Source organism: Microbulbifer sp. TYP-18, from assembly GCF_040932045.1.
Taxonomy (GTDB): Bacteria; Pseudomonadota; Gammaproteobacteria; order Pseudomonadales; family Cellvibrionaceae; genus Microbulbifer.
In genome coordinates, this window is sequence record NZ_JBFRBC010000002.1 from 331621 (window position 1) to 351879 (window position 20259).

General features: G+C 60.2%; 17 protein-coding genes. 12 read left to right on the plus strand and 5 right to left on the minus strand.

What is annotated here, in order from left to right; genetic code table 11:
• The first annotated feature begins 17 nt into the window (after nucleotides 1-17).
• Together ubiM and ABVT36_RS03530 are read left to right on the plus strand one after the other, a co-directional pair.
• Nucleotides 18-1193, plus strand: a complete 1176-nt coding sequence (gene ubiM, locus ABVT36_RS03525) for a 5-demethoxyubiquinol-8 5-hydroxylase UbiM (RefSeq protein ID WP_368455293.1) — start codon at nucleotides 18-20, stop codon at nucleotides 1191-1193.
• 154 nt (nucleotides 1194-1347) lie between these two features.
• Nucleotides 1348-1560: a hypothetical protein gene (locus ABVT36_RS03530; protein WP_368455294.1), complete on the plus strand. Its 213-nt coding sequence runs from the start codon at nucleotides 1348-1350 to the stop codon at nucleotides 1558-1560.
• 151 nt (nucleotides 1561-1711) lie between these two features.
• Here ABVT36_RS03530 and ABVT36_RS03535 read toward each other — a convergent pair whose 3' ends face one another.
• Both ABVT36_RS03535 and ABVT36_RS03540 read right to left on the minus strand, forming a co-directional pair.
• The gene (locus ABVT36_RS03535) at nucleotides 1712-2152 is read right to left on the minus strand and encodes a hypothetical protein (protein WP_367150477.1); all 441 of its coding nucleotides are present in this window, start codon (nucleotides 2150-2152) and stop codon (nucleotides 1712-1714) included.
• A 685-nt stretch (nucleotides 2153-2837) separates the two neighbouring features.
• Nucleotides 2838-3263: a hypothetical protein gene (locus ABVT36_RS03540; protein ID WP_367150478.1), complete on the minus strand. Its 426-nt coding sequence runs from the start codon at nucleotides 3261-3263 to the stop codon at nucleotides 2838-2840.
• A 953-nt stretch (nucleotides 3264-4216) separates the two neighbouring features.
• Here ABVT36_RS03540 and ABVT36_RS03545 point away from each other — a divergent pair.
• A complete protein-coding gene (locus tag ABVT36_RS03545; protein WP_368455295.1) occupies nucleotides 4217-5365 on the plus strand; it encodes a TRAP transporter substrate-binding protein in 1149 nt (382 codons plus the stop codon).
• Between the two features lie 71 nt (nucleotides 5366-5436).
• Here ABVT36_RS03545 and ABVT36_RS03550 read toward each other — a convergent pair whose 3' ends face one another.
• Nucleotides 5437-5829 (minus strand): acyl-CoA thioesterase, encoded by a 393-nt coding sequence (locus ABVT36_RS03550; protein WP_368455296.1) that lies wholly within the window; start codon nucleotides 5827-5829, stop codon nucleotides 5437-5439.
• A gap of 191 nt (nucleotides 5830-6020) precedes the next feature.
• On the opposite strand from ABVT36_RS03550, the gene ABVT36_RS03555 reads away from it, so the two are divergent.
• The 4 genes from ABVT36_RS03555 (at nucleotide 6021) to ABVT36_RS03570 (ending at nucleotide 12506) form a co-directional block, all read left to right on the plus strand.
• A complete protein-coding gene (locus ABVT36_RS03555) occupies nucleotides 6021-6389 on the plus strand; it encodes a hypothetical protein (RefSeq protein ID WP_368455297.1) in 369 nt (122 codons plus the stop codon).
• 63 nt (nucleotides 6390-6452) lie between these two features.
• Nucleotides 6453-7769, plus strand: coding sequence for a TolC family protein (locus tag ABVT36_RS03560; RefSeq protein ID WP_368455298.1), 1317 nt, complete (start codon nucleotides 6453-6455; stop codon nucleotides 7767-7769).
• A gap of 49 nt (nucleotides 7770-7818) precedes the next feature.
• Nucleotides 7819-9378 carry an efflux RND transporter periplasmic adaptor subunit gene (locus tag ABVT36_RS03565; RefSeq protein ID WP_368455300.1) on the plus strand — a complete coding sequence of 520 codons (1560 nt, stop codon included), beginning with the start codon at nucleotides 7819-7821 and terminating at the stop codon, nucleotides 9376-9378.
• Entirely contained in the window at nucleotides 9378-12506 is a 3129-nt protein-coding gene (locus ABVT36_RS03570; protein ID WP_368455301.1) for an efflux RND transporter permease subunit, read from the plus strand. The genes ABVT36_RS03565 and ABVT36_RS03570 overlap by 1 nt, the downstream gene beginning before the upstream one ends.
• A gap of 41 nt (nucleotides 12507-12547) precedes the next feature.
• Here the strand turns inward: ABVT36_RS03570 and ABVT36_RS03575 are convergent, their stop codons facing one another.
• Nucleotides 12548-13912 carry a TRAP transporter large permease subunit gene (locus tag ABVT36_RS03575; RefSeq protein ID WP_368455302.1) on the minus strand — a complete coding sequence of 455 codons (1365 nt, stop codon included), beginning with the start codon at nucleotides 13910-13912 and terminating at the stop codon, nucleotides 12548-12550.
• Nucleotides 13909-14499, minus strand: coding sequence for a TRAP transporter small permease subunit (locus tag ABVT36_RS03580; RefSeq protein WP_368455446.1), 591 nt, complete (start codon nucleotides 14497-14499; stop codon nucleotides 13909-13911). Before ABVT36_RS03580 ends, ABVT36_RS03575 begins: the two co-directional genes overlap by 4 nt.
• 167 nt (nucleotides 14500-14666) lie before the next feature.
• On the opposite strand from ABVT36_RS03580, the gene ABVT36_RS03585 reads away from it, so the two are divergent.
• The 5 genes from ABVT36_RS03585 to phoU all read left to right on the plus strand — a co-directional run bounded on the left by ABVT36_RS03585 (nucleotide 14667) and on the right by phoU (nucleotide 20206).
• On the plus strand, nucleotides 14667-15722 hold the full coding sequence (locus tag ABVT36_RS03585; RefSeq protein WP_368455303.1) for a PstS family phosphate ABC transporter substrate-binding protein: 1056 nt from the start codon (nucleotides 14667-14669) through the stop codon (nucleotides 15720-15722).
• A 182-nt stretch (nucleotides 15723-15904) separates the two neighbouring features.
• On the plus strand, nucleotides 15905-17284 hold the full coding sequence (gene pstC, locus ABVT36_RS03590; protein WP_368455304.1) for a phosphate ABC transporter permease subunit PstC: 1380 nt from the start codon (nucleotides 15905-15907) through the stop codon (nucleotides 17282-17284).
• Nucleotides 17277-18563 (plus strand): phosphate ABC transporter permease PstA, encoded by a 1287-nt coding sequence (pstA, locus tag ABVT36_RS03595; RefSeq protein ID WP_368455305.1) that lies wholly within the window; start codon nucleotides 17277-17279, stop codon nucleotides 18561-18563. Before pstC ends, pstA begins: the two co-directional genes overlap by 8 nt.
• 160 nt (nucleotides 18564-18723) lie before the next feature.
• Nucleotides 18724-19464, plus strand: coding sequence for a phosphate ABC transporter ATP-binding protein PstB (pstB, locus tag ABVT36_RS03600; protein WP_368455447.1), 741 nt, complete (start codon nucleotides 18724-18726; stop codon nucleotides 19462-19464).
• 40 nt (nucleotides 19465-19504) lie between these two features.
• Nucleotides 19505-20206: a phosphate signaling complex protein PhoU gene (gene phoU, locus ABVT36_RS03605; protein WP_368455306.1), complete on the plus strand. Its 702-nt coding sequence runs from the start codon at nucleotides 19505-19507 to the stop codon at nucleotides 20204-20206.
• The last annotated feature ends 53 nt before the right edge of the window (nucleotides 20207-20259 follow it).

Below are 20259 nucleotides of genomic sequence, written 5' to 3' on the forward strand. Positions count from 1 at the left end.
GCTATAAAGAGGTCAGTATGTCTAAAACCGACATCGCCATAGTGGGAGCCGGCCCTGCGGGCCTGGCCTGCGCCGCTTTCGCCGCCCGGCTGGGTTTTCGGGTCAGAGTGCTAGACCGCCAGCCCGGAGAGTGCCTGGCGGTGCCGGAGGACGATGGGCGGGAAATAGCGCTAACCCATAAATCCGTGCGCCTGCTGCAAAGACTGGGCGCCTGGCAGCATTTGAGCACCGGTGAAATCGGTCCTCTCCAGTCCGCTCATGTGACCGACGGGGCTTCACCCTACTGCCTGAAATTCGGTGATGATCGCGGTAGTGCCGACAAACCCCTGGGTTACATTGTCGCCAATTCGGCAATCCGCCGCGCGCTCCACCAGGTGGTGAGCGAGCAGCAGGGCATCCAGATTTGTGCCGACTCCACCGTAACCCATATGGAACTGGATGGGGACTGCCGTCACCTGTCCCTGCAAGACGGGCAAACGGTAACTGCCTCCCTGGTGGTTGCCTCCGACAGCCGCTTCTCCGAAGTCCGCCGTATGGCCGGGATCGGCGCCGAGATGCATGACTTCGGGCGCAGTGCCATCGTCGGACGCATCCACACCAGCCTGCCCCACAAGGGGATCGCACAGGAGTGTTTCGGCTATGGCGCTACCCTGGCACTGTTGCCGTTGGCGCAGCCCCAGGAGTCATCGGCAGTGGTAACAGTAACCAGCGACAGCGCCCAGGGGGTGATGGCATTGTCCGACGAGGAATTTGTCAATTATGTGGCGCGTGCCAGCAGTGGCATTCTGGGCAGTGTAACCAGCGCCAGCCCGCGTTTCTGCTATCCGCTGGTGGCCGTGTACGCCCGGCGCTTTTACGCACAGAGACTGGCATTGGTGGGCGACGCTGCGGTTGGAATGCACCCGGTGACTGCCCACGGCTTTAATTTGGGGATTGCCAGTGCCAACACCTTGGCCGCGCAACTGGCCAGGCTAAGCGGCCTGGTCGATGGAAAACCTCTGAACAAAGCTCTGGGGCTCTTCCAGCTTCAGCACCGCCTCGAGTCACGGCCGATCTACCGTGGCACCAACCTGATCGTGGACCTGTTTACCAATAATCGCGCACCGGCCAAATTACTGCGCAAGGCGGTTTTGCGTATCAGCAACAACTTCAGACCCATCCGTCAGGCAATCAACTACCAGCTGACCCGTTAACAACTCATATTAATTCCACAACAAACTGGTTGTCTGAATGTTGTATCAGAGGCATACACAAGCCCTTGTAATACAGGTATTCAAGAGGAGCCAGCTGTTCACTTGCCGGTTTAATAAAGGGAAATTTTGCGGAAAGGCGAAGTCTAGCAGTCTGTTGAAATTCGAAGAATTTCGACGCCTGCTACTGGAATATGGATCTTCCGGCAAAATCGGCGACGCCTACGTGGTTGATTTTGGGAGAAAAGTGAAAATCACATTCTTCGTTTTTCGTGTTTTGAAACAGGCAGGATGCCTTTTTCAACAACCTGCTAGGGTATCGCCGCTTCTTGGCATTCACTTCGACTTCCACTACAAAAAAGACGGCTGAGCTATAACACCGAATTGGTTGCGGGCAGATTCAAGCCTGTGCTGGCTGATGGGAAAGCACTTCTGTTGTGCCAGATCAGCAGCGGTAGTGCAACCGCCGGCTTGGCACCTCCCTGTGCCCTACAGGTCCCTGGACCTGCTTAGTGGAAGGATCAGCCCAGTGGTATTGGATCACCGGGGGTTATATTGATAGGGCGCGCGCACAAACACATATAGCGTGACCTGGTCTCCACCCAGAGAGCGCGGTGGGCCGCATAACACCTCGGTTCATCATCAAACTGATTGCCATATATCCAGTGCGATGTAATGTCATTAACCGGATCGATGATAATCACGTCATCGTTGGTAATTTTACATACAGCGGCTTCGAAGCTATCGGGATCCACGTTAGTGCTTCTTTCCCGCTCGGCGCGCGTACCAACCCATGCCTCACAGGTTTGCGCACAAGTCAACGGGCCTCCGCCCTGAAAAAAGTTGGGATACCAGCCCGCCCTATAGGCATTCATCGAAAGATCCTGAATAGGATCGGCCACACTGCCCAGTGAAAAAAAAGCCATCGCTGAGGCAATTACTACATTTATTATATATTTCATGGATAAAGTTCCTTTTTTACTGAATAGTAATTGAGGTACCTCAAACAGCCCCACCACCTTACTGAATGGCACAAAGCTAATTCAACAAAAAACTTGCGCAAATATGGGACATTGTTGGCAATCTGGATAAGATTACACAGCCAATTAGTTCTACGCGATTTATTTTAACCAGCGAACAACCAAACAAAATTTATTTATAAAAATATTTTCTAGGCGTGGGATTGTTTATACTGTTTTTTAAAGAAACAGAAGTTTTTCTGATACGATTTAAAATAGCAGTACAAGCTGCCACCTTTATTGACAAACCAGCTTATCAAAGGAATGCCACCTAGATTGACTTTCGTCAAATTTGTGCAAATTATCTTTTTTATTTCACTAGAGTGATCGTTATTTTCTGACTAGCGGATTTCGAAAATCCTGACATATTGATAAAGCTATCGGCGCCATAAGACCAACTGATCATTCACAGGCCAGACTAACTCTCTGGCGCCAATCAGATTCCAGACCGCACTCAAACTTTAACCTGAGCAGATAAATATGCATGAGTATGATCTGGGTACTTTTATGCCAATTGATCAGGCTGGCAACCCAATAAAAGCAAGGTTGCCAGCCTATCCCTATAGTCATCGTTTGATAGATGAATCGACTACACTTAGCCCAATACTACGAACTGAACTTTCGTGTGTTATAGCGGTTGAGGCAATGTACTTGGGCGCACACACAGGCACATATAATATTCACTGCGCTCCACCCAATTGGCCCTATGGGCCACATGACATACCGCCTCAGAATCAAACTGATTGCCATAAATCCAATGGGATGTGGGGTCATTGACACCCTCGACAATAATACTGACATCCCGTGTAATCTTACATACCGCTGCCTGCTGGCTGTCCGGGTCCACGATGCTGCTATTTTCCCGCTCGGGTCGTGAGTTAACCCATATATCGCAGGTTCTCACGCAGGTTAAAGGCCCTATGCCCTGGATAAAATTCGGATACCAACCCGCCTGATACAAATTCATGGATAAATCTTGAATAGGGTCGGCCGAACTCATGGATGAAAAACAAACTGCAGCTGAGGCAAGCAATACTTTTGCTAAGAATTTCATAGTAACACCCCTTTTTAAGTTGAATGGTAGTACCTCAAACAGCATTGCAACCTTATAGGGAATTTTGACTATGGCTCAAATGAAATTTTACTGAATCCTGTTATTAACCTGACTGTAGTGCGCCTACGGCGGTTAAAATCGGCACCTGTTTAATCATATTGCTCCTCCCGAAATTCTTTTTATTAATCGAGATATTTTTTGGTTTATTTATATATGCTTTTTCGTATCCGTACACACAAGTTTTATTTGGCTCGGCAGGCTCACTTTATTTGACGACTAGCAGGCTGTTGAAATTCAAAGAATTTCGACGCCTGGTACCGGAATATGGATGTTCCGGCAAAATCGACGACGCCGAAGTTGTTGATTTTGGGAGAAAAGTGAAGATCACATTCTTCGCTTTTCGTGTTTTGAAACAGGCAGGATGCCTTTTTCAACAACCTGCTAGTGCTTCCCTAAGCATCAACTGGCCGCTCCTTCGCCATACCTGTGGCCACACAATCAATAGCAGAGGTGACGGAAACGATTCCCCCTCGAGTCGACAACAGTGCTATCCCTGAAAAAGGTATTGGGTGTGGCCTCTATGGACGTATTAACCGGGGGTAGACAACCACTGGTCCACAACGACCCAATACTGCCAATCCCAGATCCCACGCAGTAGCCAGGCCTCGCTATACCCCACCCTCTGAACGGCAGGAGCCTCTGTAGGGAATGCCGGACCGGGGGTTGCGGCCGCTTGATGGCGGCATTCCGGAACCCCGATATCTGTCAGCCGTGGTATCCGGCTTCGACAGCAGTATACGAATGTCGCTTTATATCGTAATCTGCCGGCGTTGATTTATTTATTATCGTCCCGGCCGGCGAAAGCCCTGGACCTGCAGCCATCGCCCGCCTGCCCGGTACACCGAAAAAGAATGACGCTGGCCTGAACAGAAGTCGTCTGCGATCTGAATATTATGAAACGAACTTACTGGTATCCCCTGGTTATCCTCACACTCCTCGCCCTGCTGGTGGCCACTTTTGGCGCATTGGTGCTTTCCCGGGCATCCCAGGGCCCGGTTCAGCGGCTGGGAGGGGAGGCTGGTAGCGAGACCTTTAGCTGGAAACTCGTCACTACCTGGCCAAAGAATTTCCCCGGCCTGGGCAGCGCACCTGAGCGTTTCGCGCAAACGGTAGAGGCCATGTCCGGCGGGCGGCTGAAAGTAAAAGTCTACGGCGCCGGGGAGCTGGTTCCCGCGCTGGGCGTATTTGGGGCGGTTTCCGAGGGCGCCGCGCAGATGGGCCACGGCGCCGCCTACTACTGGAAGGGCAAGCTGCCCGCAGCGCAGTTTTTTACCGCCGTACCCTTCGGCCTGAACGCCCAGGAAATGAACGGCTGGCTGCACTATGGTGGGGGGCTGGAGCTGTGGGAGGAAATCTACGCCCCATTCAATCTGATCCCCATGGCCGGCGGGTCCACCGGGGTGCAAATGGCCGGCTGGTTCAACAAGGAGATCAATTCCGTCGAGGACCTGCAGGGCCTCAAGATGCGCATCCCCGGCATCGGCGGCGAGGTTCTGAACCGCGCCGGTGGTACCGCTGTCACCATCCCCGGCGGAGAGCTGTACACCGCCCTGCAAACCGGTGTGATTGACGCCACCGAATGGGTTGGACCCTACAACGACCTGGCGTTCGGCTTTCACCAGATTGCCAAATATTATTACTACCCGGGCTGGCACGAGCCGGGCTCTATCCTCGAATTTATCGTCAATAAAAGCGCCTTTGAAAAGCTGCCGGCGGATCTGCAGGAGATAGTCCGCACTGCGGCCCGGGATGCAAACCAGGATATGCTCGATGAATATACCGCGCGCAACAACCGCGCACTGAGGGAGCTGGTGGAAAAGCACGGAGTGCAGCTACGCCGTCTGCCCGACGATGTGATCGCGCACCTGAAAAGCGTCAATGCCCAGATCCTGGACGAAACTGCGGCGGACGACCCGGAGTTCGCGCGTATCTATAAGGCCCTGCAGGAATTCCAGTCCCAAGTGGTCCCCTACCACCAGATCAGCGAGGAAGCCTATTACCAGGCCCGCGCCATTTCGGAAGAGGACTCAGCGGAGGATTAGCAAACGCAGGGGTCACTGGATAAAGCGGGCGGAAGGGCTGGACGCCATACCGCCCCGAAGCAGAGGCGGGATTAGCTGGGAAGGGGCCGGGTATGGCCATGGTCATCAATAGCCACAAATATAAACTCCCCCTCTGTCACCTTCACCTGCTCACCGGAATCCACCCGGGTCAGCCAGACCTCCACCATGGTGCGGATCGACGAGCGCCCCACTTCCATCGCCTCGGCATAGCAACTGACGGTGGAACCCACCGGCACCGGCCGTAAAAACACCATATTGCCCGTGGCCACCGTGGTCACCCGGCCGCGGGCAATGGTCTGTGCAAGAATGGCACCGGCGAGATCCATCTGCGACATCAGCCAGCCGGCGTAAACATCTCCCTGGGGGTTGGTATCCCCGGGCATGGCCAGAGTCTGCAGGGTCAGGGTGCCGCTGGGCAAAGGTTCTTCATCGATCGGTGACATGAAACACTCGTACATCGTTAGAGTTATTGGTTTTCACCCAGTGGCAGCGGCCCCGGGCGCTGGCGTATTCTAACACAAACTGGGCACTATTTAGCCAACGGGTTCTATTGGTATCGGGTGATTTATCACGCCCAGATAACATCTGCCCGGGTCGCCTTGACTCGCTGACAGGCCAACCATAGACTGCCTTTATGCGTTATCTGGTTGCATTTTTCCTGTTACTGCTTCTCAGCGCCCAGAGTTTGGCTCTGGCTGCGGGGCAATCCTGTGACAGGAATTCCGAACCGGGTGAACCGGTCGCTAGCCATCACCTGACTTCCATGTCGGCCCACGGCGACATGCCCTGCTGCGCCGGGGACGACACTGGCTCAGCTGACATCGCCGCCAGCCTTTGCCAACTGGTCTGCCAGACGGGAAGCTGTTTCTCCGGTGCCTTTGCCCTGGCCCCGGCCCCCACAGGAGCCGACTGGCCCGCTGTTGCATCGACGCTGACCAGCCCCGCTTTTAGCATTGCCACACCCCCTACCTCAGCTCTGTTCCGCCCCCCCATCGCAGGTTAAGTCCCAGCCTTAACGGCGCTCGCCAGGCGCCTGTGTGACTTCAACCTGACAGGAACTGATCCCATGTTTGTCAATTTCCGGGCCCTGTGCCTGGGCGCACTGCTGGCGGCCGGCTATGGCTCGGCCGCGGCGCGGGGCGCCGATCAAAACCCGATGTCCGGCACAGAGACCATCGATCTGGCTCAGGCTGTGGCCTTAGCGGTGCAAAACGATCCAGGCATCGCGGGCTCCCGCCGGGAGGCCGAGGCGCAAAGTGCCGCGGCCATCGCCGACGCCCAGTGGGCCGACCCGACCGTCCGTATCGGCGTCGCCAATCTGCCCACCGACAGCCTCGCCTTCGACCAGCAGCCGATGACACAGAAAGTCATCGGTATTCGCCAGCAGCTCCCCCGCGGGGACTCGGCGCGGCTCGCCGGGGAGCGTGGCGCTCTGCGCGCCGAGTCCGGCTTCGCGCGCTCCGATGACCGCGAGCGCCAGCTGGTGCGCGATGTCTCCCGGACCTTTATGACCCTGGCGGAGCAGTTGCGCACCCGCGACCTGCTGCAGCAAAACCGCGCCCGTTTGGCGGAGCTGGTGTCCTACAACCGCACCCGCCTGGCCGAGACCCAGATACAGTCACAGCAGCTGCTGCAGTCTCAACTGGCCGTGGCGCGCGTGGACGACCGTATCGTCGCCGTGGACGGGGATATCCACACCACCCGCAGTGAACTCAGTCGCTGGCTCGGCGCCGCTGCCTGGCGCCATATCGACAGATCGCTGCCCCACTGGGCGAGACTCGAGCAGTGGCTGACATCTGTGTCGTTACCAATACAGGCGGATGCCATCGCCGGCCACCCGGCGCTGCTGGCGGCGGAGGCCGAGGTCTCTGCGCGGGGAGCGGAAGTGGCCCTGGCGCGGGAGGCCTACAAGCCCCAGTGGAGCCTCGAGGTCTCCTACGGCCAGCGGGAGTTGACGCCACTCAGTGACGGCAGTGACCTGGCCAGTGCCACCGTTTCCTTCGACCTGCCACTGTTTACCGGCAAACGCCAGGACAAGCGCCTGGCCTCGGCCCAGGCACGGGAAGGGGCCGGTATCCTGGCACGCCAGAACCTGCAGCTGGCCCTGCTCGCGGGCCTTAACGCCGCCGCCACCAATGCGCACAGCCTGGCCCAGCGCCGGCAGCTGTATCAGCACTCTCTTCTCGACGAGGCGGAAGCCACCGCCGCCGCGGTGCTGCGCGGCTACGCCAGCGACACCACCGACCTGGACGCAGTAATCGATGCCCGCCTGGATGTTATCGAGGCGCAGATCAATGCGGTGCGACTGGATTACGGCTACTACCGGGCGCTGGCGCAGGTGCGCTACTTCCTGGCGCAGACGCAAGTTCCGGCAAGCAAGTAAACGAATTGATTTGCCGGCCAGACTGGCGCCGGCACTAAGGAATACCGATATGAAAACGAGCCTGTTATCTGCCGTCACAGCACTGTTGGGGCTGGCTGCGGGTTGGTGGATCGCCGGGAGCCGCGACTCCGGCGCACCAGCGGACAGCGGTGAACGCGAAGTGGCCTACTGGGTCGCCCCCATGGATTCCAGTTTTCGCCGCGACGCCCCCGGCAAATCTCCCATGGGTATGGCGCTGGTTCCGGTCTACGAAGACGAGCAGGGGGCCATGGCGGAGGCGCCCGGCACAGTGCGCATACCCCCGCAGGTACAACAGAACCTGGGGGTGCGCACAAACACCGCCACACGGGAACACCTATCACCGCGCCTGCAGGCAGTCGGGCTGGTAGGGCTGGACGAAAAATACATGCAGCAACAGCACAGCCGCCTGAGCGGCTGGGTGCAGCGCACCTGGGTCAAGGCGGCGGGAGACAGGGTGCGCGCCGGCCAGCCGCTGCTGGGGCTCTATTCACCGGAACTGGTCACGGCCCAGAGAGAGCTGGTGGCGGCGGTAGAGAGCGGCAACCGCATCCTGCTGGAAGCCACCCGCGAGCGACTGCGCAACCTGGGCATCCCCCGCGAGCAAATAGAGCGGGTAGAGGCCTCCGGAGAGGTGAGTGACACCCTCACTCTCTATGCGGAGGCCAGCGGCTATGTGGATACCCTGGGCATTCGCGAGGGTATGTATATCACTCCGGCCACCGCCTTGATCTCGGTGGGACCACTCTCCACTGTCTGGGTGGAGGGCCAGGTATTTCCCCGCGAGGGCCAGCAGGTACAGGAGGGTGCCGAAGTTGAGGTCACCGCCGACATAGATCCCGCCAGACGCTGGCAGGGCCGCATCCTGCAGGTACTGCCGGGCCTGGACGAGCAGACCCGCACGCTGACCGTGCGGGTGGCGGTGGACAACCCGGACCAGTTGTTGCGCCCGGGCATGTTCGTGGATCTGCAACTGGACGGCCCGGAGGTGGAGGCGCTCACGGTACCCCGCGCTGCGCTGATCCGCACCGGCACCATGGATCGCGTAGTCATGGCTCTGGGCGGCGGCAATTTCCGCTCCGTGCGGGTGCGCGCGGGACGCGAGTTCGGCGACCGGATTGAAATTCTTCAGGGTCTGCAGAGCGGCGACCGGGTAGTGACCTCGGCGCAGTTCCTGATCGACTCGGAATCCAGCGTCAGCGCCGACCTGGAGCGCATCGCGCAGCCGTCGGATTCGCTTCAGCCCTGGGTCACGGCGCAGGTGTTGAGCATGCCCGACGATAACCACTATGCGCGGCTCGAGCACGGCGCGGTACTGGAGTGGAACTGGACCCCGATGACAATGGGCTTTTTTGTCGCCCAAACGGCCCGTCCGGTGCTGCGACAGGCACTGGAGACCGGCGGCGATGTGATGGTGCAGTTGCGCCGGCGCGACGACGGCAAATATGAAGTGATTTCAGCCCGGAGCGGTGACGGCGCCGGCAGCCCGGCACCGAGTACCGATGACCCGATGATGGGGCCATCCATGTCCGGCGACCCGGGCACTATGCAGGAGCACAGGGACGGGAACCACATGGGGGGCCAGCAGTAATGATCACCCGCATAATTTACTGGTCGCTGGCCAACCGGGCCCTGGTACTGATGGCCGCAGTGGCACTCGCCCTGGGCGGCCTCTACAGTCTGCGGCACACGCCGGTGGACGCATTGCCGGACCTGTCCGACGTGCAGGTCATTATCAAGACCCACTATGCGGGCCAGGCGCCCCAGGTGGTGGAGGACCAGATCACCTATCCACTCACCACCGCCATGCTGTCGGTGCCCGGTGCCGTAACCGTACGCGGCTATTCCTTCTTCGGCGACTCCTACGTCTACATCATTTTCGATGACGACGTGGATCTGTACTGGGCTCGCTCGCGGGTGCTGGAGTACCTGAGCCAGGTGGCGACACAGTTGCCGCCGGGCGCCAACCCGGAGCTGGGCCCGGACGCAACCGGCGTGGGCTGGATCTACAGTTACACCCTGGTGGACCGCAGCGGCCGCCACGATCTGGCCCAGTTGCGCACCCTGCAGGACTGGTTCCTGAAATACGAGTTGCAGACACTGCCCGGCGTGGCGGAAGTGGCGACGGTGGGCGGCATGGTTCGCCAGTACCAGGTACAGGTGGACCCACTGCGGTTGCGGGCCTACAACCTGGACCTGGCCACTATCGAGCGCGCCATCAGCCGGGGTAACCACGAAGCCGGCGCCTCGGTAATCGAGATGGGCGAGGCGGAGTATATGGTGCGCGCCAGCGGCTATCTCCAGGGCATCGACGACCTCAAACAACTACCCCTGGGAGTCAGCGACAGCGGCACCCCCCTGCTGCTGCAGGACGTGGCCGATATCACCACAGGCCCGCAGATGCGCCGCGGTATCTCCGAACTGAACGGCGAAGGCGAGGCAGTGGGCGGCGTGGTGGTGATGCGTTTCGGCGAAAACGCCCGCTCGGTGATCAAGGGCGTCACTGAGCGGCTCGACCAACTGCGCCGCAGTCTGCCGGAAGGGGTGGAGATAGTCCCCACCTACGACCGCAGCAACCTGATTGACAGTGCGGTGGACAACCTCAGCCACAAGCTGCTGGAAGAGTTCATCGTGGTGGCGCTGGTGTGCGCCCTGTTCCTGTTCCACCTGCGGTCGTCCCTGGTGATCGCCATCAGCCTGCCGCTGGGCATTCTCGGCGCCTTCGCAGTGATGCGCCTGCAGGGGATCAACGCCAATATCATGAGTCTGGGGGGCATCGCCATCGCCATCGGCGCCATGGTGGACGGCGCCATCGTCATGATAGAGAACCTGCACCGGCACCTGGAGCGGGACAAACACGCCGGCTCCCTGTCTGAGCAGGCCCACTGGCAACTGGTGGGGCGCGCTGCGGCAGAGGTGGGGCCACCACTCTTCTTCAGCCTGCTGATCATCACCCTGAGCTTCCTGCCGGTATTCGCACTGGAGGGCCAGGAGGGCCGATTGTTTGCGCCATTGGCCTACACCAAGACCTATGCCATGGCGGTAGCCGCCGGTCTCGCCATTACGCTGGTGCCGGTGCTGATGGGCTACTGTGTGCGCGGCCGTATCCGCCCGGAACAGGCCAATCCGGTCAACCGGGGGGTGACATTCCTGTACCGCCCGGTACTGGACCTGGCACTGCGGTTTCCCCGCTCGGTGATCTCCATAGCGCTACTGTTGCTGCTGAGCAGCCTCTACCCTCTGTCCAAGCTCGGCAGTGAATTTATGCCGCCCCTGGACGAGGGCGACCTGATGTATATGCCCAGCACCTATCCGGGGCTCTCCATCGGCAAGGCGCGGGAACTCTTGCAACAGACCGACAAAATGATCAAGGGGGTCCCGGAAGTGGCCCAGGTATGGGGCAAGATAGGCCGGGCCGACACCGCCACCGATCCGGCGCCACTGACGATGATGGAAACCATTGTGCGCTTTAAACCGCGCGACCAGTGGCGCCCGGGTATGACCAAGGAGAAGTTGCGCGCGGAGCTGGATGCCGCAGTGCAGATTCCCGGTGTGGCCAATGTGTGGGTCATGCCCATCAAGACCCGCATCGATATGCTCGCCACCGGGATCAAGACGCCCGTCGGCATCAAAGTGGCCGGCCCGGACCTGCACAAGATAGAGGATATCGGCAAGCGCCTGGAACAGGTGCTGCCCCAGGTGCAGGGTACCGCATCCGTCTACGCCGAACGGGTGGAGGGGGGCCGCTACCTGGATATCGATATTGACCGGGCCCGCGCCGCGCGTTTCGGATTGAATATCGACGACGTACAGGCGGCGATCGAGACTGCGGTGGGCGGCCGGCAGGTCGCCGAAACCGTGGAGGGACTGGAGCGCTACCCGGTCAACCTGCGCTATCCGCAGGACTGGCGCGACTCCCCGGAGCGTCTGCGGACACTGCCGCTGGTGGCCCCCAACGGCAACCACCTGACCCTGGGTGACGTTACCCAAATCTCGGTGCAGGACGGACCGCCGATGATCAAGACCGAGAATGCGCGCCCCAACGGCTGGGTATATATCGATATCGCCGGGCGCGACCTGGGTTCCTGGGTCGCGGAAGCACAGCAACTGGTGGCGGAAAGCGTGACCCTGCCACCGGGATATTCGTTGATCTGGTCGGGCCAATACGAGTATCTGCAGCGGGCGCAGCAGCGACTGGGACTTCTGCTACCACTGACCCTCGCCATCATAGTGCTGCTGCTCTACCTCAGCTTCCGCCGTTTCACCGAGGTACTGGTGATCATGGGCAGCCTGCCGGCGGCGCTGATCGGTGGCCTGTGGCTGCTGCACTGGCAGGGGTACAACCTTTCGGTGGCGGTGGGCGTGGGCTTTATTGCTCTGGCAGGGGTGGCGGTGGAAATCGGCGTGATCATGCTGGTCTACCTGAACCAGGCCTGGGCGGCGGCACAGGCAAGGGCTGCGGAAGCCGGTACCCGCACCAGGCTGGCAGACCTGCGCCAGGCGATCCGTATCGGTGCGGGGCAGCGTATGCGCCCGGTGCTGATGACCACCGCCACGGTATTTATCGGTCTGATTCCGGTAATGCTCGGCGGAGGTGTCGGCTCCGAGGTGATGAAACGCATCGCCGCCCCAGTGGTGGGCGGCATGGTCAGCGCCATGCTGCTGACCCTGCTGCTGTTACCGGCGATTTACTATCTGTGGAAGCGGCGGGGACTGTAGGGTACCCGCCCTGATAATGTGTCTCTGATTTCCGGCAGGCCCTAGGATGACAGCAGTCCCGGCAACCAGGTGGCCAGCGCGGGCCAGTAGGCCAGCAGGCACAACATCAGCAGTTGGATGGCGATAAAAGGCATTACGCCGCGGTAGATGGCACCGGTGGCCACCTCTTGCGGCGCTACCCCGCGCAGGTAGAAAAGCGCAAAACCAAAGGGCGGCGTTAGGAAGGAGGTCTGCAGATTGATCGCGATCATAATGCCCAGCCATACCGGGTCCACGCCCATAGCCAGCAGCACCGGTCCCACTATCGGCACCACGACGAAAGTAATCTCGATAAAATCGAGAATAAACCCCAGCAAAAAGATCGCCAGCATCACCAGCAGGGTGGCACTAAAAACACCGCCCGGTAGACTGGTGAAAAAGCCGGTCACCAGCTCCTCGCCCTGGTAGCCGCGGAACACCAGGGAAAACAGCGAAGCGCCGATAAGGATGGCAAATACCATCGCCGTCACCTGCAGGGTACTGCGCCCCACTTCCCCCGCTCTGGTCCAGTTCAGCGCACCGCGGCTTGCGGCCAGCAGCCCCGCACCCAGGGCGCCCACCGCCGCGGCTTCGGTTGGGGTGGCGGCACCGCTGATAATGGAGCCCAGCACCAGTACCATGAGCGCAATGGGCGGCGCCAGGCTGGCGACAATCCGGTAAAAATCCACCGTCTCCTCGGTGGAACTGGCAACCGCCGGGCGCCCGCGCTGGGCGATCAGCAGCAGGTAGAGAATGTAGCCCAACACCAGCAGCAGGCCCGGCACTATGGCGCCGACGAACAGGTCCCCCACACTTACCGGTTGCGGGTTAAAGATGCCGGCGGACAACTGCGCCTGCTGATAGGCATTGGACAGGGTATCGCCCAACAGCACCAGGGCGATGGAGGGGGGAATAATCTGCCCGAGAGTGCCGGTGGCGCAGATGGTACCGGTGGCCAGGGTGGGCGAATAACCCCGCTTGAGCATGGTGGGCAGCGACATCAACCCCATGGTAACCACGGTGGCGCCGACGATACCGGTACTGGCAGCGAGCAGGGCGCCCACTACCACCACCGAAACCGCCATGCCCGAGGGCACCCGGGAAAATACCCTGGCCAGGTTGACCAGCAGCTCCTCGGCGATCCTGGCCCGCTCCAGCATGACCCCCATCAGCACGAACAGCGGCACCGCCATCAGGGTGCCGTTTTGCATGATGCCGTACAGCCGGTCCGGGAAGGCCCGCAGCAGTTCCGGGTCGAAGACACCGCCGACTATACCCAGCCCCGCTGCCAGCAGTGCCGTACCCCCCAGGGTGAAAGCTACCGGATAACCGAACATCAGCGCCGCGCACACAGCGACAAACATCAGCGCGGGAACCAGCTCCATCATACCCCCGCCTCCTCCACCTGGGTCGCGGCCGGGGACGGCGACCGCCTCTGCGGGGCCTGTTGCAACTCTAACTGCACCAGGGTATTTATCGCCCGCCCCAGCTGCGCCAGTCCCTGCAGTGCCAGGGTCGCCGCCGCCAGTGGCAGCAGGCTCTTCAGCAGATAGACTCCGCCCAGACCATCGGCGCTGGCGCTGGCCTCGTGCACGGCCCAGCTGGCGGTGGCGAACTGCCAGCCGCCAACCAGGATAAAGGCGCACAGCGGCAGCAGGAACACCAGTGTCCCCACCGCATCCACCCAGGCCCTGCCGCGCTCACCCATACGGCGGTAGAAGACGTCCACCCGCACGTGGGCGCCGGTGCGCAGGGCGTAGGCGAGACCCAGCAAGAAGACGGCACCGTGCAGGTAAATGACGGAATCCTGCAGGGCCACGGAGCCGCTGTTGAAACCGTACCGCAGCGCCACAACGGCGCTCTGCAGCAACACCATCGCCAGGGTAAACCAGCCCAGCACAAGGCCGGTGGCGTCCGCCAGCCAGTCGAGGCGGTGTGTCCATCGCAACAGGGGGGAAATGGGAGATTGTCTCATCACATCTTATAGTTTTTTCCAGGACCCAAGCGTACCCGCTGGGACACAGGGGCGCCAGAGGGCATCCGGCGGCGACTGTAATTTTTTTGTCATCTTTCCTTCATAGAATCGTCACCCACTGTTCATAGCATCGCCGCGTGAAACCTATCCAAACACTGGAGCTATCAATGACCAAGCGAATTTTGGCCGCCTCCCTGGCCACTCTGACCATTGCAGCATCTCAGGCGGCCATGGCTGCTCGCGACCATATCAGTATCGTCGGCTCGTCCACCGTATACCCCTTCACCACTACGGTCGCCGAGCGCTTTAGCCGCAGCACCCAGTTCAAGACCCCGGTGGTGGAGTCCACCGGTACCGGCGGCGGCATGAAGCTGTTTTGCCAGGGCGTGGGCGAAACCACCGCCGACGTCACCGGAGCTTCCCGCCGCATCAAGGAATCCGAGCTAAAGACCTGTAACGACAATGGCGTGGATGTGGTGGAAGTGCAAGTGGGCTACGACGGAATAGTACTGGCGAACGCCAAGGGCGCCGACCCGCTGCAACTGACCCGCAAGGACATTTTCCTGGCGCTGGCCAGGGAGGTACCCAACCCCGACGGCTCCAAAACCCTGGTTGCCAACCCCTACAAGACCTGGAAGGACGTCAATCCGGCTCTGCCCGCGATAAAGATCGAAGTTTTGGGCCCACCCCCCACTTCCGGTACCCGCGATGCCTTCGCCGAACTGGCGATGGAGGGTGGCTGTAAGAAATTCGACTGGATTGCGGCGAAAAAGAAACAGGACAAAAACGCCTACAAGGCTATCTGTCACACAGTCCGTGAAGACGGTGCCTATGTAGAAGCCGGCGAGAATGACAATCTGATCGTGAACAAACTGGTGGCCAACCCCGATGCGCTGGGCATCTTCGGTTTCAGCTTCCTGGATCAGAACGCCGACAAGGTACAGGGCTCAGTGATCGAGAATCACAAGCCGACTTTTGAATCCATCGCCGAACAGAGCTACCCGGTATCCCGCCCGCTGTTCATCTATGTGAAGAAAGCCCACATAGACGTGATTCCGGGGATGAAACAGTTCCTGGCCGAGTTCACCAATGAGCGCGCCTGGGGCGAAGACGGTTACCTGGCCGACAAGGGTATGATCCCCCTGTCCACCGCCAGGCGCCAGGAGGTTGCCACCAATGTGCGCAAGATGAATGCCCTGACCAATCTCGCGATCAAGGAATAACAGGGAGAACTGAGTTAAAAGGGTGACAGGCCAAGCCCCTGGGTCTTGGCCTTTTCATTTTGGTTTCACCCAAGACCCGCCGACTCAAACCAGTAAAGCGCCCGCGCGCAAACGCCATTTACCGCTGCAAAGCCTGCAAAAAGTCCGGATAATGCCGGCGGAATATAAAGAGCGCTCTGTCCATGCAAACCCCGACCTTATTTGCCCTGTTGTTGCTGCTGGTCCTGGTGGCCTACGGCACCGGTGTCAGCCGCGCCCTGGCAGCGGCGCGCAGCATGGGTGGTGTGCGCCATCTGGCATCTCTGCCCGGTTACTACGGCACCCACATAGCACTCTGGTGCGGCCTGCCGGCCCTGCTCCTGTTGAGCGCCTGGCTGCTGTTTGACGACGCCATCCTCCGCGCACTGGTAATGCACTCCTTCCCCGACAAACCCGACACTGTCGCCGGGCGCGACCTTCTGTATGCGCAGGTGCAGAACCTGGCGGCGGGAAACCTGTTCGGGCAGGCATCGGCGGAAGTGCAGGCGGCTGCGGCAAAACTCACCAGCCTGCGCGGCACCGCGCAGACACTGCAGACTGTCATAGTGCTGATTTTATCCCTGGGCCTGGGGATTTACGCCCTGCTGCGCTTTTCGCCGGAACTGCGGGCGCGGGAAAAGGTGGAGCGGGTGCTGCGGGTCATACTGGTTGGCTGCGCCTCCGCCGCCATCTTCACCACCGTTGGCATTCTGCTGTCGGTACTGTTCGAGTCCCTGCGCTTCTTCCAGTCGGTGCCGCTGACGGAATTCCTGTTTGGACTGCACTGGAGTCCGCAGATGGCACTGAGGGAGGACCAGGTGGGCTCCAGTGGGGCCTTTGGCGCTGTGCCGCTGTTTACCGGTACCCTGATGGTGTCCGCCATCGCCATGCTGGTGGCGGTTCCCGTCGGCCTGATGTCCGCTATCTTCCTGGCTGAGTACGCCAGCAAGCGGGTGCGCGCGGCGGCCAAACCGGTTCTGGAAATACTCGCCGGTGTTCCCACAGTGGTCTACGGCTTTTTCGCTGCGCTGACGGTGGCGCCCTTTGTGCGGGACCTGGCCACCGCTATGGGCCTGCAGGCCTCCAGCGAAAGCGCGCTGGCGGCGGGCCTGGTAATGGGGGTGATGATTATCCCCTTTGTATCGTCCCTGTCCGACGACGTCATCAACGCCGTACCGCAATCCCTGCGCGACGGTTCCCTGGGCCTCGGCTCCACCCGTTCCGAGATGGTGCGCAAAGTGGTGATTCCAGCCGCACTGCCGGGTATTGTCGGCGGAGTACTGCTGGCGGTCTCCCGCGCCATCGGCGAGACCATGATTGTGGTGATGGCTGCAGGTCTGGCCGCCAACCTCACCGCCAACCCGCTGGAATCGGTCACCACGGTCACGGTACAGATAGTGACCCTGCTGGTGGGGGATCAGGAGTTCGACAGTCCCAAAACCCTGGCCGCATTCGCCCTGGGCCTGATGCTATTCCTGTCCACCCTGGTACTGAACTTTATCGCCCTGCACGTAGTAAAAAAATATCGGGAACAGTATGACTGATCTGACTCAGGCAGAAGTGCGCGCGCGTATCGAGCAACGTCTCGGCAGCCGCCACCGCAAGGAAAAACTGTTTCGCGGCCTGGGAATCGGCAGCATCGCCTTCGGCGTGCTGGCGGTACTGATACTGTTCACCGACATTATCAGCAAGGGCAGTGGCGCCTTTGTGCAGACCGCCATCGAACTGCAAATAAGCTACGATCCCGCAGTTCTGGACATAGACACCGTGGATGACGCCAGCCTCACCGCGGCCAACTTCACCGGCGTGATTCGCCAGTCGCTGCGCCAGCGCTTCCCTGAAGTCACCGGTCGCAGCGACCGGCGCGAACTCTATCGGCTGGTTTCCACCGGTGCCCCCTTTACGCTGCGGGACCGGCTGCGGGCCAACCCGGAACTCCTCGGCCAGACCGAGCGGGTGTGGCTGGCCGCGGACGACGATGTGGACACCTATGTCAAAAGCCTCGCTGAGAGCAGAGAGGGGTTTCGCGGCCGCACCTCCGACCGGATGGCGGACTGGATTGCACAGCTGCGCGACAGCGGTGAGTTGAAAAAACGCTTCAACACCACCTTTTTCACCAACGGCGATTCCCGCGAGCCGGAGCAGGCGGGGATTCGCGCCGCCCTGATGGGGTCCCTGCTGACCCTGCTGGTGACACTGGCGCTGTCCTTCCCGATCGGCGTGGCTGCGGCCATCTACCTGGAGGAGTATGCGCCGAAAAATCGCTGGACCGACCTGATCGAGGTCAACATCAACAATCTCGCCGCCGTGCCTTCCATTGTGTTTGGCCTGCTGGGCCTGGCAATCTTCATCAATTTTTTCGAGCTGCCCCGTTCGGCGCCCCTGGTGGGTGGACTGGTGCTGACGCTGATGACGCTGCCCACCATCATCATCTCCAGCCGCGCGTCGCTGAAGTCGGTGCCCCCGTCCATCCGCGAAGCCGCCATGGGCATGGGGGCGTCCCGTATGCAAGTGGTGTTCCACCATGTGCTGCCGCTGGCCATGCCCGGTATGCTCACCGGTGCCATTATCGGCATGGCCCAGGCCCTGGGCGAGACGGCACCGCTGCTGATGATCGGTATGGTGGCTTTTATCGTCGACGTACCGCACAGTATTACCGATCCCGCCACGGTACTACCGGTGCAGATCTTCCTCTGGGCCGACAGTCCCGAGCGCGCTTTCGTGGAGCGCACCTCCGCCGCCATTATGGTGCTGCTGGGCTTTTTGATCCTAATGAACGCCAGTGCAGTGCTGTTGCGCAAGAAACTCGAGCGCCGCTGGTAACGGCTGATAAACTGGAACTGACCCTATGACTAGTATGATGACTCTGGATGCCGGCCAGGCGGCGCAAGCCAAAACGGTGGAGCGAACAACTACTGTGGACACCAATGCCAGAGTCGGCGAGACAGTCGGCCAACCAATCTGTGACGACGCCAAGCTGCGCATGCGCAAGGTCAATGTCTTCTACGGCGATACCCATGCAATTCACGAAGTGAGCCTGGACATAGGCCGCAACCAGGTGGTGGCCATGATCGGTCCCTCCGGCTGCGGCAAGTCCACCTTTCTGCGCTGTCTCAACCGCATGAACGACACCATCGAAGGCTGTCGCGTCGAGGGGGAGCTGACACTGGACGGAGAACCTATTTACGGTCCCAAAGTCGATGTGGTACCTCTGCGCGCACGGGTCGGCATGGTGTTCCAAAAGCCAAACCCCTTCCCCAAATCCATTTACGACAATGTCGCCTATGGGCCGAAAATCCACGGTATCGCCAACCGCCGCGCGGAACTGGATGAGATTGTCGAGAACAGCCTGCGCCGCGCCGGATTGTGGAACGAGGTCAAGGACCGCCTGGGCAAACCGGGCACAGGCCTGTCCGGCGGCCAGCAGCAGCGACTGTGCATCGCCCGCGCCATCGCCGTGAGCCCCGAGGTCATCCTTATGGACGAACCCTGCTCGGCCCTGGATCCCATCGCCACCGCGCGTATCGAAGAGCTGATCGACGAGTTGCGCAAGAACTACACCATCGGGATAGTCACCCACTCTATGCAACAGGCGGCCCGCGTCAGCCAGCGCACCGCCTACTTCCACCTGGGCCACCTGATCGAAGTCAACGACACCGAGACAGTGTTCACCAATCCACAGCACGAGCTGACCGAAGCCTATATCACCGGCCGTTTCGGTTGATTCCCTGGGCTACACTTGCGCGAACAGAAGCGAACAGACTATGGACATGCATTTCGATCAACATATATCCCGCCAGTTCAACGAGGATCTCGAGAGCATCAAGACCGAGATGCTGGAAATGGGCGGCCAGGTTGCCCGCCAGGTGGCAGACGCGGTCGAATCACTTGCCAATGCGGACAGTGAGCTGGCGGAGCGGGTCCTGCGCATCGAGGAGGAGATCGACTCGCGGGAAATGGCCATCGACGAACACGCCACGCTGATTATCGCCAAGCGCCAGCCCGCCGCTTCCGATCTGCGCATGGTGATGTCAGTTATTCGCATTGCCCGCGACCTGGAGCGTATCGGGGACGAAGCCAGCAAAATCGCCAAACTGGCGATTGCCCTGACGGAAGAGGGCAGCGCGCCGCGCGGTTACACGGAAATCCGCCACATCGCCAATGCGGTGCGCAGGATGCTCAACGACGCGCTCGACGCCTACACGCGTTTCGATGTCCGGGCCGCCATGAGTACTCTGGCAGAGGATGAACAGGTGGATATGGACTACCGCAGTGCCCTGCGCGAGCTGGTCACTTACATGATGGAAGATCCCAGAAGTATTTCCCGCGTGATCAATGTTCTCTGGACTCTGCGCTCACTGGAGCGGATCGGCGATCACGCCAAAAATATCTGCGAGCAGGTGGTCTACCTGGTGGAGGGCGCGGATATTCGCCACGGGCACCGGGAAAACCTGCGCAACCTGTAAACACAGTGCAGCCTGTAACAAGGTCGCCTCGGGCGGCCTTTTTTATGATTACC